The 14,651-nt window shown below is 49.4% G+C and carries 11 protein-coding genes and 1 pseudogene; 7 read left to right on the forward strand and 5 right to left on the reverse strand.

Translation table 11 applies throughout. From position 1 onward, the window contains the following. Nucleotides 1-20 precede the first annotated feature (20 nt). The 5 genes from ACTG2B_RS17750 to ACTG2B_RS17770 form a co-directional block, all read right to left on the reverse strand. Entirely contained in the window at nt 21-1,766 is a 1,746-nt protein-coding gene (locus ACTG2B_RS17750; protein WP_139749888.1) for a LeoA/HP0731 family dynamin-like GTPase, read from the reverse strand. Further along, on the reverse strand, nt 1,753-3,384 hold the full coding sequence (locus ACTG2B_RS17755) for a GTPase (protein ID WP_439996534.1): 1,632 nt from the start codon (nt 3,382-3,384) through the stop codon (nt 1,753-1,755). The genes ACTG2B_RS17750 and ACTG2B_RS17755 overlap by 14 nt, the downstream gene beginning before the upstream one ends. Before the next feature lie 38 nt (nt 3,385-3,422). Continuing rightward, a complete protein-coding gene (locus ACTG2B_RS17760) occupies nt 3,423-4,250 on the reverse strand; it encodes a GTPase (protein ID WP_047234915.1) in 828 nt (275 codons plus the stop codon). Between the two features lie 313 nt (nt 4,251-4,563). Beyond that, complete coding sequence (locus ACTG2B_RS17765) at nt 4,564-5,442, reverse strand: YagK/YfjJ domain-containing protein (protein ID WP_439996535.1); 879 nt, start codon at nt 5,440-5,442, stop codon at nt 4,564-4,566. A gap of 257 nt (nt 5,443-5,699) precedes the next feature. Continuing rightward, complete coding sequence (locus ACTG2B_RS17770; protein WP_139749891.1) at nt 5,700-5,912, reverse strand: helix-turn-helix transcriptional regulator; 213 nt, start codon at nt 5,910-5,912, stop codon at nt 5,700-5,702. A gap of 294 nt (nt 5,913-6,206) precedes the next feature. Between ACTG2B_RS17770 and ACTG2B_RS17775 the strand changes: the two genes are divergently transcribed. The 7 genes and pseudogenes from ACTG2B_RS17775 (at nt 6,207) to ACTG2B_RS17805 (ending at nt 14,622) form a co-directional block, all read left to right on the forward strand. Then, nucleotides 6,207-7,760 (forward strand): hypothetical protein, encoded by a 1,554-nt coding sequence (locus ACTG2B_RS17775; protein ID WP_408843032.1) that lies wholly within the window; start codon nt 6,207-6,209, stop codon nt 7,758-7,760. A gap of 365 nt (nt 7,761-8,125) precedes the next feature. Further along, entirely contained in the window at nt 8,126-8,644 is a 519-nt protein-coding gene (hcp1, locus tag ACTG2B_RS17780; RefSeq protein ID WP_010634822.1) for a type VI secretion system effector Hcp1, read from the forward strand. A gap of 199 nt (nt 8,645-8,843) precedes the next feature. Next, a complete protein-coding gene (locus ACTG2B_RS17785; RefSeq protein WP_439996536.1) occupies nt 8,844-9,131 on the forward strand; it encodes a type VI secretion system PAAR protein in 288 nt (95 codons plus the stop codon). A gap of 11 nt (nt 9,132-9,142) precedes the next feature. Next, nucleotides 9,143-11,184 (forward strand): annotated as a pseudogene (locus ACTG2B_RS17790) (type VI secretion system Vgr family protein). Beyond that, nucleotides 11,181-11,975, forward strand: coding sequence for a DUF4123 domain-containing protein (locus ACTG2B_RS17795; RefSeq protein ID WP_439996537.1), 795 nt, complete (start codon nt 11,181-11,183; stop codon nt 11,973-11,975). Before ACTG2B_RS17790 ends, ACTG2B_RS17795 begins: the two are co-directional and overlap by 4 nt. Then, the gene (locus tag ACTG2B_RS17800) at nt 11,975-13,918 is read left to right on the forward strand and encodes a phospholipase effector Tle1 domain-containing protein (RefSeq protein ID WP_439996538.1); all 1,944 of its coding nucleotides are present in this window, start codon (nt 11,975-11,977) and stop codon (nt 13,916-13,918) included. Before ACTG2B_RS17795 ends, ACTG2B_RS17800 begins: the two co-directional genes overlap by 1 nt. Continuing rightward, complete coding sequence (locus ACTG2B_RS17805; protein ID WP_439996539.1) at nt 13,918-14,622, forward strand: DUF2931 family protein; 705 nt, start codon at nt 13,918-13,920, stop codon at nt 14,620-14,622. Before ACTG2B_RS17800 ends, ACTG2B_RS17805 begins: the two co-directional genes overlap by 1 nt. Nucleotides 14,623-14,651 lie beyond the last annotated feature (29 nt).

A 14,651-nucleotide genomic window follows, 5' to 3' on the forward strand; every position in this document is an offset into this window, starting at 1 on the left:
AACGGGCTAGGCCTACATAATCAAACAGCCTGAAACTCTCCCTCGATCACCGTTTGCGAACCAAAGGCTTGTCTTAATTGTGCTTCAAGTTCCTCCAGTTGTACTTGACGGCTACGCAGGCTCTGTAAACTTTCCTTTTGGTCGACCAAAATTTTTTCAAATTCTTTGATCTGCGGAGCAAAAATATCCATCACTTTTTCTTGATCTTTCAGGAGTTTCATTGGCTCAGCAAAGTGGAGCTTGACTACTTCTGCGAGATCATTCTGCAACTGTTTGAGCTCTGCTTCTGCACGTTGTTGCTGAGCAACACTGACGACATCGGTTAGTACTTGGATACCAGCCCCGATCGGACCAGCCCATTTACTGATATTTGCAGCCAGTTTGGTAGCTTCCCAGGGTTTGAATTTATAGACGTAGCCAGTAAGGTTTTTCAGAGTTTCACGAGCTAGAAACACGCCGCTCTTGATGCTTTCAACGGGAATTTTTGATACCGCACTTAATGCTCTGCTTGAAGCTGATAAGGCTGAAGCGGTGATAGTGTCGGCAAAATCTGATGATGAATCCAATTGATGCTCAATGCTAGCACTGATGCCATTCATGATGGTCGAGGACTGGTTGAATGCCGTGCTAAATAAATGGTCGATACGAAAACGTAATTTTTCACCGATTTCCTTGTCAGTAAAACCGATCTCCGCTTCAAGGAAAGCGCGAACTTGATCTCGGGGCAAAGTACGAATGCTGTTGAGAAGGTCTTTTTCTAGATTGCTAAGTTCTTCGTACAGGCCACCTACTGTGGCAAGAACTTTGCGCCTGCCCTCGTCAATGTCTTCTTGGATTCGTGCAGAATCGCGACGCTGGTTTGCGGCCAGCAGCTCAAGCTTGATCAATTCATCCTTAGCCGTCGAGATCTTCTTGCCTAGGACATCACGTACGACATCGACACCAGTTTTCTTGATCAGGGCTTCATGACCGCAGCTATCGAGTACCTTGTGAGTTATATGCTTGAGTTCGTTGATGCGAGAGCGTTGATCGTAGAGGTCCTTTTGCTCAAGCCAAAATTCCAACCCTCTGCTGTTGGGATTGGACGCAACACAGACCACGTTAATCTTGTCACGCTCCACTGACGTTAGGCCAACAAAGCGTTGTAGTTTATCCAGCAAGTTATTCTTCTTGATGGCACTTTGCTGCTGAAATTCTTCGGTGTCACGCAGGTCTGCCACTTCATCCATCTTGTTGATGACGAAGATAGTTGAACTCAGCTTATTGAGGTCTCTTAACACCCAGCGGACAATATCTTGATGGCTTTCCTTTAGCGGGTTGGTTGCATCTACCACATAGAAAATCAGGTGTGCCTCGGAGATATAATTTTTGGTTATATCACCGTACTGAACTAGTGCCCCATTCTCTGCGGTTTTTTCCTTGTCACCAAAAAGACCTGGCGTATCAACGATTTCACAACGTTCCTGGAGGTTATCAGGACGGTAAATGGCTAGAGCATCTGAAGACTCATTGGTGTCGATTTTCATGTCTTTCATGACCTGGCCCAGCCAGCCGGCAACAACGCTCGTCTTGCCATCGGAGAATGCGCCTAGTAGAGCGATGCGTAAAGCATCGCTTTGGACATCACTAATAGCCTTTTTGATCTTATCTATGTCCTGACTTACGTCGAGCCCTAGTTTTTCAAGCTCACCAACAAGGTTCTGGAGATGGTCGAGGGACTGGATAACTTCATTTTTACTCGCGTTGAAATGCTTAAATTGTTCCATAGGGTTTGGCTTCCACTTGATTTTTTATTGCCTGAATAGAGGCGATCTTGTCATCGAATAGCTTACCAACTTCTAGTAGTTTGTTACGTTCACTATCTAATTGGCATAAGGTAGTGCTGTCAATCTGCTCCTTGATTTTTCCCAACATAGACTGGGTGTCTTGTTCAAATGTCTTCTCGCAAATCATGCGCTCTTTTTTGATGGCCTCGCTAACCTTGGCTTGCGCCTCAGCAATCTTCTTGCTACGTCCACCAAAGAAGTATCTCAATCCGGTGGCAACTAACCCGAAGATACCGCCGATGACTGCACCGACAATGTTGCCTACCCCTGGAATTAAGGAACCAATTGCGAAGCCGCTCATGGCATAACTACCAATGTTCAATAGCAGGCCACCGACATCGGAAAAATTGAAGCTGATCGCATCCATCGCACTGGAAAGCGAGAATGAGCTGTTTGCAGCAGCACTCAAGCGTTGTTGAAAACTAACTCGCTCAGCATTTTCTTGCAGACGTTTGAGTGCCTGCTCAATAGCTTTAGACAGCTGTTCAAGTAGCTCTTCTTGGCTATTTTCCAATCTTTTGGTCAGTTGTTCCTGACCGGTTATGACGTGATTCTGGATTGCCTGCTCAACATCGTCTTTATCGCTGAAATGTTCTTCTACTGCCATTCGTGCGGCACTTGTCAACTCATTGAAAAAGGAAACAAGGGCATTATTGCGCTGTTTTCGAAAATTAGTTGTTAGTTCTTCAAAACTGAGACGAATAGATTTTTGACACTCCAGAATTTCCATATCAATTTTGCAGGAAAACTCTTGGTGTTCATCCCGTTGCTTCTTCAGGTCATGCACTGTGTCTTGAAGTAAGCGAAGAACTTTGCGCTTGTTGCTTTCAACAATGTCGACTTCGAAATTAGCGCAACCTTTGCTGATTACTTGGTGTAACTGGTCCAACTGACTGAAGTTGCGCATGGCTTGGAGGCTGACAAAGTCCTGTCTATAAGCTCTTTGTGACTTCAGTAGGTCAGTCCTGCTTGCATGAATACTCGTCAGGCCACGTTCATCGAACGCCACACTTGTAAAACCCAGTAGGCCTTGTAGGCTTTGGCAACCACTAACCAATTCGGTGCCGAGAATTTCTTCCAATACTTCCCGAGTTTGCTCGCGAGTAGCGACTGCGTCTTTGTGGGTTTGCTCAAGTGACTGACGGTCTTGGGCAAATTCATAGGAGTCGGCTTTCCCGCGCAGGTTGCAGATGGCGTAAATTTTTGCATCACGGTTGAGATACTGCTTGATCTTCCTTGCGGTATCAGCCTCTGGTTTTTTGTTGGTGCCGTTTACATAAAATACCAAATGGGCCTTGGCTATGGCGGTTTTGACCATCGCTTCATATTTGGACTCGTTCCCCTCGATTCCGGGAACGTCGATTAGTTGAAAGCTCTTACCCTGATGGTTGAATTCGTACAGTACATTGTCTTGGGTGAAGTCCGCCTGACCGGTACCAACAATTTCACCATCGACTTGTCCTGCACAACGTTGCACGTGCTCCAGTTCTTTCTGTAGCTTCAGTAGAGTTGGCAGCCTGCGGCTGACCAGATCGCTCAAGGAATGTTGTTCGCGCATGGGATGTCCGGGTTTTACTAAAAGGGAAAGTGCTGGGTTTAAAAGCTATGACCTGAGAGCCACTGGGCGTAGCCCAAAGCACCTGCAACGGTACCGATGGCGGCCCCAGCTACCAGCCCAAATACCAATCTCATCTTTGCGCGATGATCAAGCGAGATGCGGGTTGCCTTAGCCTCATGCTGGCATTCCTCTAGTTGCAAGCTCCGTTCTGCTAACTGCAATCCGACCAACTCCAGTTCTCTCTGCGATTGACTGAGTAGCCTCTGGTTTTCTTCCAAACGAGTTTCATTGAGATTAAGTGACTGGCGAGTAGAGTCCAATTCACTTAAGACATGGCTCAACCGCCCTTTGCAATCGTTGTATTCCTGTTGGGTATGCTCCAACTGCTGGCGGGTGCTTTGTAAGTCACGTTGAGTCTGATTGACCAAGGCTCCAATATCATCTCCCAGAGAGGCAATATCCTCGCAGAAACTGATGTAACGAGTGCTGAGCTCGTCTATTAGCTCATCGCTTTTTTCCGAGAACACAGCTTCAATGTCGTTGGCGGTTGCCTGGTTCTTCTTGATCAGAGCCTGACGTTTTTTTTCTTCAAAAAGGATACGTAGGCTTTCAATAATGGTACTTTTCCCTGCATTGGTTTCACCGAAAAATGCAATGGTGAATTTATCCCATTCAGCATGTTCTTCAAGGTACGAGATCTCGCCGTCGAAGCGAGCTTTCATCTCGCTCAGCTTCCCTTTGACGTTGGCAAGATGTGCACTTCCCTTGTCATTGCTTACATCCAGACTGGATACATCATCCAGAGCCATGGCGAGATCACTGGCAACCCGAGCGTACAGCTTTGAGAAATCCTTAGCCTTACTCATTTTGTTCCTTAATCGTTACTGAATGGACTGATGCCAAGGTAGCTGAATTGCATGTCGCAAATTAGAGCTATCAAGTTCTCAGTAGTTCTTCATTATCAGCCGCTCTCTAGGCAAGAAGTGCATTTGTAGTGGATACATTGCATCCCCATATAGCTGTGCACCTATCTCTTCAAGTCGACCACCTAATCGGAGCCAGGGGCAGGTCTATGACCTGCCCTGTGACTCACGCCCATGCCTAGTATCGCCTTTACAACAGTTACGTAGAGCTGCTCTACGGTCGTTTTGGGCTCCGGAAAGGGGAGCCAATAAGATACTACTTCAGATAGGCCCTGAGAACCCTCGGTCGTCCACCCTTCCTTCTCCTGCTCGGCACCTCCATCTTGCCCACGCTACGGGAGCGTTCAAACATCGTAGCCAGTAACCTTTCATCCATTTTGAACAAATAGTTCAGGGCATGATCTAATAGCCTCCGCCGTTTGTTCGAATCATCCCAATGCACCTCTCCAATACCGCACGTACCCCATTCCTCATACTTTTGCTTGTCAGCATTGCAATTGCGATAACTACCAGTTTTCCAAGCCTCCCCTAATAAACGACCTATCCGGATATCGTTCTGCACAATATTGCCATTGAAGAAAAAGGCGATGTGATAGTGATATTCACGATACTTGCCGCATTCTAATTTCCACACATAACCGACCAGTGATTTGTACTTTCGTTTAATCGAACGTAAATACCACTCTCGTTCCTCTTGAGCTTCTTCGATAGTCACTGAGTCTCTAAAATGGAAATCTACTCGTACAACTAGTAGTTTTGCATGCTTGGCAAATAGTTCATCTACATACGATTTTATACTTGCGCTATTACGCTTCTCAGAACGCCTCAGATTGCGTAGCCGCTTCTGATGATGCGGTGACATCAGGTCACTCATGAAATCCTCTAGAACGTATTCTAGCTCAGTCAAAAGTTCACTGCGTGCTTCAGCAGACAAACATTCGTCAAATACATTCAGGTCTCGGTATTGATAGAAGGATTGCAGAAACAGTTCGACAGATGGATGAGCTGCTTTAGCCTCTTGGTATTGATAGTAGTGTTTAGTTACTGCATCCATTGCTTTTTGGAAAGCATGGATGCTGAATGATGGATAGTTAGACTCAATGTGGTTGATGAAGTCTAGGATATCTGTAGACATGAGTAGTCCCTCAATGAAGAGTATTGATTGGATAGCTGATGTTTAGTTAATTGAACGATATTGATTAAACTAAGTGGGAATGGATAGTTGAATGTGAATGATATTAATTGAATAACATAAGCCCCTTAAATAGAATTCAGCTTTACTTATCGAATGCTCGATAATTCTAAGTAGTGGCATATATAGAAGAGAATGCATTTTTACATTAATAACCCCAGGTATATGTCGATAAACTTATGGAGCATTTATGGCTTAAATTAAAATGCTCTTGTTGATGCTTGTGCGTGTAACCAAGCATCAATTTCATGTTCAAACCAACCAATAGCAGACAGCCCAATCTTGAATGGTTTAGGGAAGCGCGAGTCATAGCGAGGTGATTTATCGCTGATACGGTCATAGATAGTTGAGCGGGCAAGTCCGGTCTTTTGGATAACGTCTCTGATGCGCAGTACTTTGGGGGAAGAGTTCATGGTGTGCTCCTGGTGGTATAGGTTTCGTTCACCAGAAGGAAAGTGAGGTTGAAAAAAACAGGCTTTAGAGGCTCTGCGCAGAAATGAAGGGAGAGTCGAGAGTGTCGTATGATGGGCAATTCGTTAGGGAAGACTAATTGAGAGAGTGTCAACCCAGATGGGATGATTTAGGGTCAGTCAAATCATTAGGGATTTTCCTGAACAATGTGCTGTGTTACCTTGGCTTAGAGTCAAAAATGTCACCTTGGTGACGCATTGTTGAGTTCATTTTAAATTAACTCTATGGAGATTCAGGTGAATAGAGAAAATAGATGCGTAGATTTTATTTATCATTGTTTTGTTTTTCCATCTAGCCGTAAACGAGGTGGGGCTGACAAATACAAGAGCGATAGGATCTATAAAAATATAATGTCTAAGCTCTTATGGAAAAATGATAAAGGGGTGTACGACCTCATTTATAGATATCTCATTTATAAGCGGGAGAGGCCCATCTATCCTTCGGAGGAAAAAGTTACCTTTGAAAACATTTGTCATTATAGATTTGTTATAAGCAATCCTTTGTGGCGGCTTGCTTCAGTAAATAAAAAACATGATGCATTAACACTGGAGTCAGTGAACGTTGATTTAGAACGGTTTGATTTTTTTATTGAGCACAGGTTGCAATCCCTTGGGAATGAGTTAGTACCTTTAGGTAACATATACGCACATTCTTTATCTCAAAATGAGGTGGAGGGGTTTATAGACGCAGTGCTATCATTATTTTATTGCACTCTTGAAAAGGAAAGCTATCCCGTTAAAGGTGCATTTGAACATATTCCTTCGATTGATACATTATCAGTGATCTTCATCAATCTAATGAAGATGTCTGAACGCGATAAAAACAGCATGCTTTTACCAAGCAATAGTATCGCAGAGATGTTTTTTTCATTACATGGAGGCGCACTGCTATTGTCGAAAGATAATCGACTCGTAGGAGCGATGCTTCAAGTGTTAGTTGATTCGATAATTTTGTCTGCAATGAACGACGAGTCCGCTAGACATTTACGTAAAAAAGCTATAGCGGCAATAATATATGGCGCAGAACAAGTGTCATTAACCACGTTTGATGAGCGTTTATTGCATAAACTAGAAAGTCTGGTTTACTCTGACGAGCACACAATTGAATATTTATCTAAGTTTGTGTTTTCATCCATTAAGTCATGTTGGTGGTTTTCAACATTGTTGACATCAGCAAAAGACAAGAAGGAAAAGGTCATTTACTTAAAATCGGTATTGAATTCTTTCTCCATGACATATCAACAGATAGATGCACTTTTGCAAAAAATAAGCTCAGCCAACAGCACTAAGCGGTGTAAGGCTAGAAAATCGACTGAAGAAGTGAAACAACTAATTTTTAATGTCGCCCCCTCAGTGAGGGTGCATTTCGAGCAATTGTATTTTGAAAAGCGCAAAACAAATAAAGAGCTTACTAAAAAAAAGCTCATTACAGATATTATTGAGGCGGAGTATTTAAAAGTATGCCGCAGCCCCAATCGAAATAGTTCATTCCCTAATGAGAAGAGACGTCAAAATAATAGTTTAAGAATGCCACCTTGGAAAAATAAGAACAGACATTCAAATAATGAAATACAAGATGCGCCACATACATCAGCTTTCTTGGATAACGTGAATGAGAATGGTGTCAGTACAGCCACATCTGAGGTGCCTCAATCTCATCAACAGCCTACTTCTGCTGAACTGCCAGCATCTGATGTTGTTGAGAATGAAGGTCAAGGGGTTGATGCACCAAACCCCATGATCGATACATCTGCGGCGTTGCAAGAATTACAGAAGAACTTGGGTGGTTAAGCGGCCAGATGAGAAGGCGGAGTGGTGTTCAGTGTGTAAGCTAGCCAATTCCTGCTCCTGGGCCCTCAAACAGGGAGTGGTAAGCTGTATATTGGTGCTAAAGAAGTAGGAAATATCAGTCGTACTAGTGAATGATGCTGAATGGCGCAACATATTGCGCGAGTTGCAGTGAAATATACTAGCTCAGCAATACTTTATAGTGCATGCAATAAATTTGAGCGGAATATTGCTCAGTGTTGGGCTGCTGTAGCCGTGCTATTTGGTTAAGTTATTGATAAATAACAATGTGGGAAGATTGGCATGGTCGCTGCTAATAGTCTGGTCGAGTGCTATCTCATTTAACCAATCTATTTAGGAGCATACACATGCCAACTCCATGTTATATCAGCATTGAAGGTAAAACTCAGGGCAACATCACCGCTGGCGCCTTCACCTCTGATTCCGTCGGCAACATCTTCGTACAAGGTCACGAAGACGAGATGCTGGTACAAGAGTTCCAACACGTTGTGACTGTCCCGACTGACCCGCAATCTGGTCAGCCTGCTGGTCAGCGTGTCCACAAGCCGTTCAAGTTCACCGTTGCCTTGAACAAAGCCGTACCGCTGATGTACAACTCCCTGGCTTCCGGTGAAATGCTGCCGAAAGTGACCCTGAAGTGGTACCGCACCTCTGTTGAAGGTAAGCAGGAGCACTTCTTCTCTACCGTGCTGACAGATGCCACCATCGTTGACATCGACTGCCAGATGCCCCACTGCCAGGATCCGGCGAAGTCTGACTTCACCCAGCTGATCCAGGTCTCTCTGGCTTACCGCAAGATTGACTGGGAACACACTGTTGCCGGTACCTCTGGTGCTGACGACTGGCGTGCGCCTATCGAGGCCTAAGCCTCCCTTTCTTATTTTGGAATTCCTTGTAGTAAATCTTGTACTGTCTGGCCGGTGTGCAACCGGCCTATCAGCCCGTGCTTTCTCCGGCCAGCCGTTGGCTGCCGGAGCTTTTATGTTTTGCCATCCCCCTGTGATGACACCGATGTCTTGTATGGCGAGAGCGGAGTGATGGCAAAGCACACAAGAGGTTTGAATTATGTGTCCCTCCATTGCACTGCTCGGTGACATCGGCACCGACCACGATGGCTTTCCGCCGACCCCGGTGATGAGCGCCAGTCCTGATGTCTTTCTCGATGGTAAGCCAGTGGCCCGTCAGGGTGACCCGCTTGCACCCCACGATAAGCCCAACAACCCGCCGCATCCACGCAGCATTGCCGGTGGTGTCGGCTCGGTGCTGGTGAACGGCAAGCCCATCGCTGTTACAGGCGCAGCGGTGGATTGTGGTGGCGTGGTGATTGGTTCGGGCAGTGGACAGGCAGGATAAGGAACAAGGTCATGGCACAAAGCACAGGATTACAATTCACCGTCAAGGTTGGCGCACTGGCTGACAGTACCTTTGCGGTCGCGAGCTTCAAGCTCGATGAAGGCTTGAACCGTCCCTTTAACCTCCACCTTGAGGTCGCCAGCCAGCAACCGGACATCGACTTTGGCGCCGTGCTGGACCAGCCCTGTGAGCTGCTGGTGTGGCACCACGGCGAACTACAGCGCCGGGTCTGCGGGGTGGTGAGTGAGTTTGCCCAAGGGGACAGCGGCTTTCGCCGTACCCGTTACAGCCTAGAGGTCAAACCGGCCCTGTGGCGACTGGGATTGCGCCAAAACTCCCGCATCTTTCAGGCGCAAAAGCCTGATGAAATCCTCTCTATTTTGCTGCAAGAGCACGGCATTACCGACTACGCCTTTGCGCTCAAGAATGAGCATGCCCAGCGCGAATATTGCGTCCAGTACCGCGAGACCGACCTCGATTTCGTGAACCGCCTTGCCGCCGAAGAGGGGCTGTTCTACTTCCATGAATTCGAGCAGGGCAAACACCGCATCGTCTTTGCCGACGATGCCGCAGCCCTGACCCAAGGCCCCGAGCTCTTTTTCAACCTCGGCAACCGCTCACTGGAACAGGGGCCTTACGTGCGCCAGTTCCACTACCGCGAAGCGGTGCGCACCTCAGAGGTGGAGCTCAAGGACTACAGCTTCAAAACCCCGGCCTATGGCCTCTCCCACAACAAGCAGGGCGCAGAGCTTGAGCACCAGCGCGACACCTACCAGCATTTTGACTATCCGGGTCGCTACAAAGAGGACCCGAGTGGCAAGGCCTTTGCCCAGCATCGGCTCGATGCCCTGCGCAATGACGCAGTCAGCGGCAGTGGCAAATCCAACAGCGCGGCGCTGCTGCCCGGCCAGAGCTTCTCGCTGACCGAACACCCCAACGGCAGCCTCAACACCGACTGGCAAATCGTTCATATCCACCACACCGGTGAACAACCGCAGGCGCTGGAGGAAGAGGGGGGCAGCGGCCCGACTGTCTACCACAACGAATTTGGCGTAGTGAAGGCGAGTACCACCTGGCGCGCCCGCATCGGCAGCCCCGAGGCATCCCACAAGCCGATGGTGGATGGCCCGCAAATCGCCATTGTAGTCGGCCCCGAGGGCGAGGAGATTTACTGCGACGAGCATGGCCGGGTGAAGCTGCAATTCCCGTGGGACAGATATGGTAGCTCCAACGACCAGAGCTCCTGCTGGGTGCGAGTATCGCAAGGCTGGGCCGGTGGCCAGTACGGTATGATGGCCATTCCGCGCATCGGCCACGAGGTCATCGTGAGCTTTTTGGAAGGAGACCCCGACCAGCCCATCGTGACCGGTCGCACCTACCACGCCACCAACCGGCCGCCGTATGAGCTACCTGCCAACAAGACCCGCACCGTGCTGCGCACCGAAACCCATCAGGGGGAAGGCTTCAACGAGCTGCGTTTCGAAGACCAGGCGGGCCAGGAAGAGATTTACATCCACGGTCAGAAAGACCTGAACGTGCTGATAGAGAACGATGCCCCTGGCACATTAAGCATGACGAGCACCGTGATATCGACAACGAGCGGGTGGCCCGTATCAAGGCTAATGACCACCTGACGGTAGAAGGCGAGAAGCGGGACCACATCAAGGCGGACTACTCCCTCACAGTCGATGCCTCGCTCCACCAGAAGCTGGGCCAGTCGCTGCTGGTTGAGGCAGGCCAAGAGGTCCACATCAAGGCCGGTAACAAGATTGTGCTGGAAGCGGGCTCCGAGCTGACCCTCAAAGTGGGCGGTAGCTTTGTGAAGGTTGACCCGAGCGGCGTCACTCTGGTCGGTCCCACTATCAAGATGAACTCTGGCGGTAGTCCCGGCTCGGGCTCCGGTTGGGCGGGTCAAATGCCCGGCTTGCCGGGGGCAGTCAAGGTGCCACCCGCACCACCAGCCACTATCCCGGCGAGCGCCATTCAAAAAAGCATGGAGTCCATGGCCCCGTTGGTGAAGCCCTGCCCCTTTGCCCAAGGAGGTAAGGCATGACTTTTCAAGAGTGGCGTAGCCGACACCCCGGCCAACTGTTTGCCATCGTCGATGCCGCGCTCGATACCACTGCGGTGGCGGACTACTGCAACCAGAGCGGTAGCAATGCTATCCCCTTGTTTGCTGGTACGGCGTTTGCGGACCAAGCCGAACAAGGCCCCTGGCTATTGCCCAACCCCACCCCCGAGTTTATCGCGGCTCACCCACAACTGGGCGGCGTATACGTCACAAGCGATGCCGCTATCGACATCGTCCAGCAGCACTGGCAAAGCCTGATAGAAGTGGCCTTCGAAGGGGAAGTGATGTGGCTTCGCTATGCCGATAATCGGGTCTTTCCCAAGATGTTGGCCACCATGAGCCAGCAGGAACTCGATGATGTCCTGGGGCCCTGCTCAAGCCTGTGGGCCAACGACAGTGTCTGGCAGCGCACGCCGGCTACCGAATTTACTCCCCGCCAAGCCCCCTGGTTTCGCATTCAGCCTCACCACCTGACGCCGCTGTATGAGGAAAGCCGTCACGCCTACATCCTCTCCCGCCACCTCTGGCAACGGATGGAAGATATGATGGCGCGTCATCCCAATCCGGAAGCCGCCATTACCACCGTCCTCAAGCAGGTTAATCAAGCAGGGCTGGCAAGCGATGTCCTTGATGGCGTGGTAGCTGGCGCTCTCACGCTGCAGGCAAACATGGCGCTGGATGCCATCAGAGCGCCGTTGATGCTGACCGACGACGAAATGGCTCAGGTGAATAACTGGCTGAACAAACACCCTGAATTGATAGGAGCCAGCTAATGGCGATTTCTCCCTACTGCATCCCCTGTGAACAATACAACTGCTGGATTGAGATAGACGTTCGCGACGAACAGAACCGCTCGTTCAAGGGGCAAAAAGCCACCTTGACCGATGAAACCGGTAAAACCCAAACCGTGACCCTGAAAGACGGCCCGACTCTGGTGCAAGGCTTTGCGGTGGGGCCGGTGACGGTCAAGCTCGAGACCCTGCCTTGGCTCAAAGCCGCTCAATCCCGTGAAGCCCTGAAAGAGGGCGAAACCAGCCAGGTCCCCGCCTACACAGACAAGTTTTGGGGGCACTGCGACGTGAAGCGCGAACACATCAAGGTGACGTCCGGCGACCTTTGCCTCACTGACCCTGAGCAGCCGCTACCAGAAGGGCACAAAGCTGGGCAAGCCCAGCCACCGCGCTTTATCACCAAGCACTCCTACGTGATTGAGGTGAAGGGATATCAGCTCACTACCTTGCGTATCGGCGTGTTTTTTGACGGCACAGCTAACAACACCTTCAAGCACCAAGAAGGGCAGCCAGCCCTGGAGGCTGCATTGGCCTCCTGCTCCCCAGCGGAGCAGGAAACCTTGCTGGAGCAATGTTTTAATGATGCGCTGCCCAGCGAGCTCAATAATAGCGAGAAGAACGACGTCACCAATATTGGTAAGGCTCATCGCTTATACCTGCCGCCAACAGAAACTGAGTTGACGGTGGCGGTTTATGTTGAAGGTATAGGTACCACCCAAGGGCAGGATGACACGAAAGCTGGCCTTGCAGCAGACAAAGGCGACACCTCCAGTGCCGCTCGGGTCGAACAAGCGTGTCGTGCTCAGATTGTTGCAGAGATAAAAGAACAACTTGAGCGAATACTGCCAACCATCGAGTGTATCCATAAAGTTGAGTTCGATGTATTCGGCTTTAGCCGAGGTGCTTCTGCTGCTCGCCAGTTTGTTAACCGTATTGACAAGAAGGGTGACCATCCTTTGGTTGAGGCCATTGCGAACGCTCCCGAAATCCGCCTGAAGGCGGGCTTTGACTGGTCGAGTCGTGATGATGTGCGCATTCAGTTTGTTGGGTTGTTTGATACAGTAGTCAGCTCCTATCTGTGGGGCAAACGCAGCGTGGTGCTGGATCCTGATTGTGCTGAACGAGTGGTGCATATCGTTGCTGCTGATGAGTGGCGTTTTCACTTCGACCTGACCCGTATCACTGACGATGCTGCAGGAACCGATATTGCAGACAACTTTACCGAAGTCATCATTCCCGGTGCTCACTCTGATGTCGGAGGTGGCTATTACAGTCGCTGGAGCCTGCGAGATCCTAACTATGCCTCACCCGTGATCACCGAAAATACCGTGATCGCCACCTTCCGTTCCGATGAGTGGGTTCGTAGCGAGATCACCGGTTCGAAGGCATACCGTGATGCCACAGTCTATGCTCGAATGCGTTCAGAACAGGGGTGGGCCAAGGGGATCAAGTTGCTCCAAACGCACAGTAGTCCGACTGTGTCCGGGTATTTGAATGTGCGCCCTCGTCGTCTTCCCTCTGTGGGTAAAGATGCGTCAGAGCAAAAAATGACTGTGGATGTGGTGTTACATCGTGTGGTAGAGGGGGAGTATTCGCGTATACCGCTGCACATGATGGTAGAAGCTGCACGGGATGCCGGTGTTCCCTTTATTAAGTGGGACCCCAGTCGTCGAGACTTAATGCTCAACAGTGCCATTTCGAACCCTACTGTCGATCTTACTGCTCTCGATAAACAATGGGTGGATGCGGCAAAACGCCGTAAGGATATCGTCAACCTGGCCCGAGCTTTGCCTTCAGAGGTGTATCAACAACTGCGGTTAGGATATTTGCACTACAGCGCAGACACTGGGTTGGTCAATACTCCCAACACTGTTGGAGGCAAAGAAGTGCGCCAGAGTACCGGTAACAAAAAGGGTGGTTATTAATGCGAAGAATATTACTGCTTCTGCTGTTATTGCCACTAGCAGTAGCTAGCCAATCCACACATGCATCTTCCAGAAATTTAGACTGGCGTCATATGGTCGGTTCTAATGCAGACCTGATATGGGTAACTGAGGCATTGTTTTATCGCGAAGGAAAACTGGTGGATGCATCATCCAGTGGCGCAGCCGGATTTGTCGGGCCAAAAGCACTTAAGTCCAAGGACTATCGTTGGCGCATTGGCAAAGGCCGCCGTGATATTCACCCTGCTCCCGATCGAGTTGAAGTTGAGTGGGTTTCATTTCACGACAAGAAGCGCTATCGGATTAGCTTGGCGTTGCCAGCAGAGCTGGAAAGCATGATTGCACAACCTTATCGCATCAAGGTGAGGAATGAGTGGCGTGAAGAGAGGCGGGATAATATTGGCTTAGGCATGGCGACAGGTGGTTATGTCGAGGCCTTTTTAACCAGTGTCAGAGCTACGCCCGATATTCTGTTGGCTAGGGGAATAGCCAAAGAGGTAACGGATGATCCCTTTGACAAGCGCTTCCCGCTCTCCAGTCAGTATAAAAATGCTTGGGCAGACTTTGATGCGAAGTACAGCAAAGTCTATCAACAGTACCCCGTTCCCATGGGCATGGACTGGGCCCCGATCATGGACGCTTACCGCGCCGCACAGCCCAAGACGGATACTCAGCCGATCAAGTAAGATCGACCCTCCCAGAGGGTGATTGAAGA

Origin of the sequence: Aeromonas sp. 30P (genome assembly GCF_051919805.1) — a bacterium.
GTDB classification, from domain to species: Bacteria; Pseudomonadota; Gammaproteobacteria; order Enterobacterales; family Aeromonadaceae; genus Aeromonas; species Aeromonas veronii.

What these genes read in the sequence shown, in the direction of transcription:
- ACTG2B_RS17750 (WP_139749888.1), bottom strand. Translation starts at nt 1,766, where the DNA reads ATGGAACAATTTAAGCATTTCAACGCGAGTAAAAATGAAGTTATCCAG.
- ACTG2B_RS17755 (WP_439996534.1), bottom strand. Translation starts at nt 3,384, where the DNA reads ATGCGCGAACAACATTCCTTGAGCGATCTGGTCAGCCGCAGGCTGCCA.
- ACTG2B_RS17760 (WP_047234915.1), bottom strand. Translation starts at nt 4,250, where the DNA reads ATGAGTAAGGCTAAGGATTTCTCAAAGCTGTACGCTCGGGTTGCCAGT.
- ACTG2B_RS17765 (WP_439996535.1), bottom strand. Translation starts at nt 5,442, where the DNA reads ATGTCTACAGATATCCTAGACTTCATCAACCACATTGAGTCTAACTAT.
- ACTG2B_RS17770 (WP_139749891.1), bottom strand. Translation starts at nt 5,912, where the DNA reads ATGAACTCTTCCCCCAAAGTACTGCGCATCAGAGACGTTATCCAAAAG.
- hcp1 (WP_010634822.1), top strand. Translation starts at nt 8,126, where the DNA reads ATGCCAACTCCATGTTATATCAGCATTGAAGGTAAAACTCAGGGCAAC.
- ACTG2B_RS17785 (WP_439996536.1), top strand. Translation starts at nt 8,844, where the DNA reads ATGTGTCCCTCCATTGCACTGCTCGGTGACATCGGCACCGACCACGAT.
- ACTG2B_RS17795 (WP_439996537.1), top strand. Translation starts at nt 11,181, where the DNA reads ATGACTTTTCAAGAGTGGCGTAGCCGACACCCCGGCCAACTGTTTGCC.
- ACTG2B_RS17800 (WP_439996538.1), top strand. Translation starts at nt 11,975, where the DNA reads ATGGCGATTTCTCCCTACTGCATCCCCTGTGAACAATACAACTGCTGG.
- ACTG2B_RS17805 (WP_439996539.1), top strand. Translation starts at nt 13,918, where the DNA reads ATGCGAAGAATATTACTGCTTCTGCTGTTATTGCCACTAGCAGTAGCT.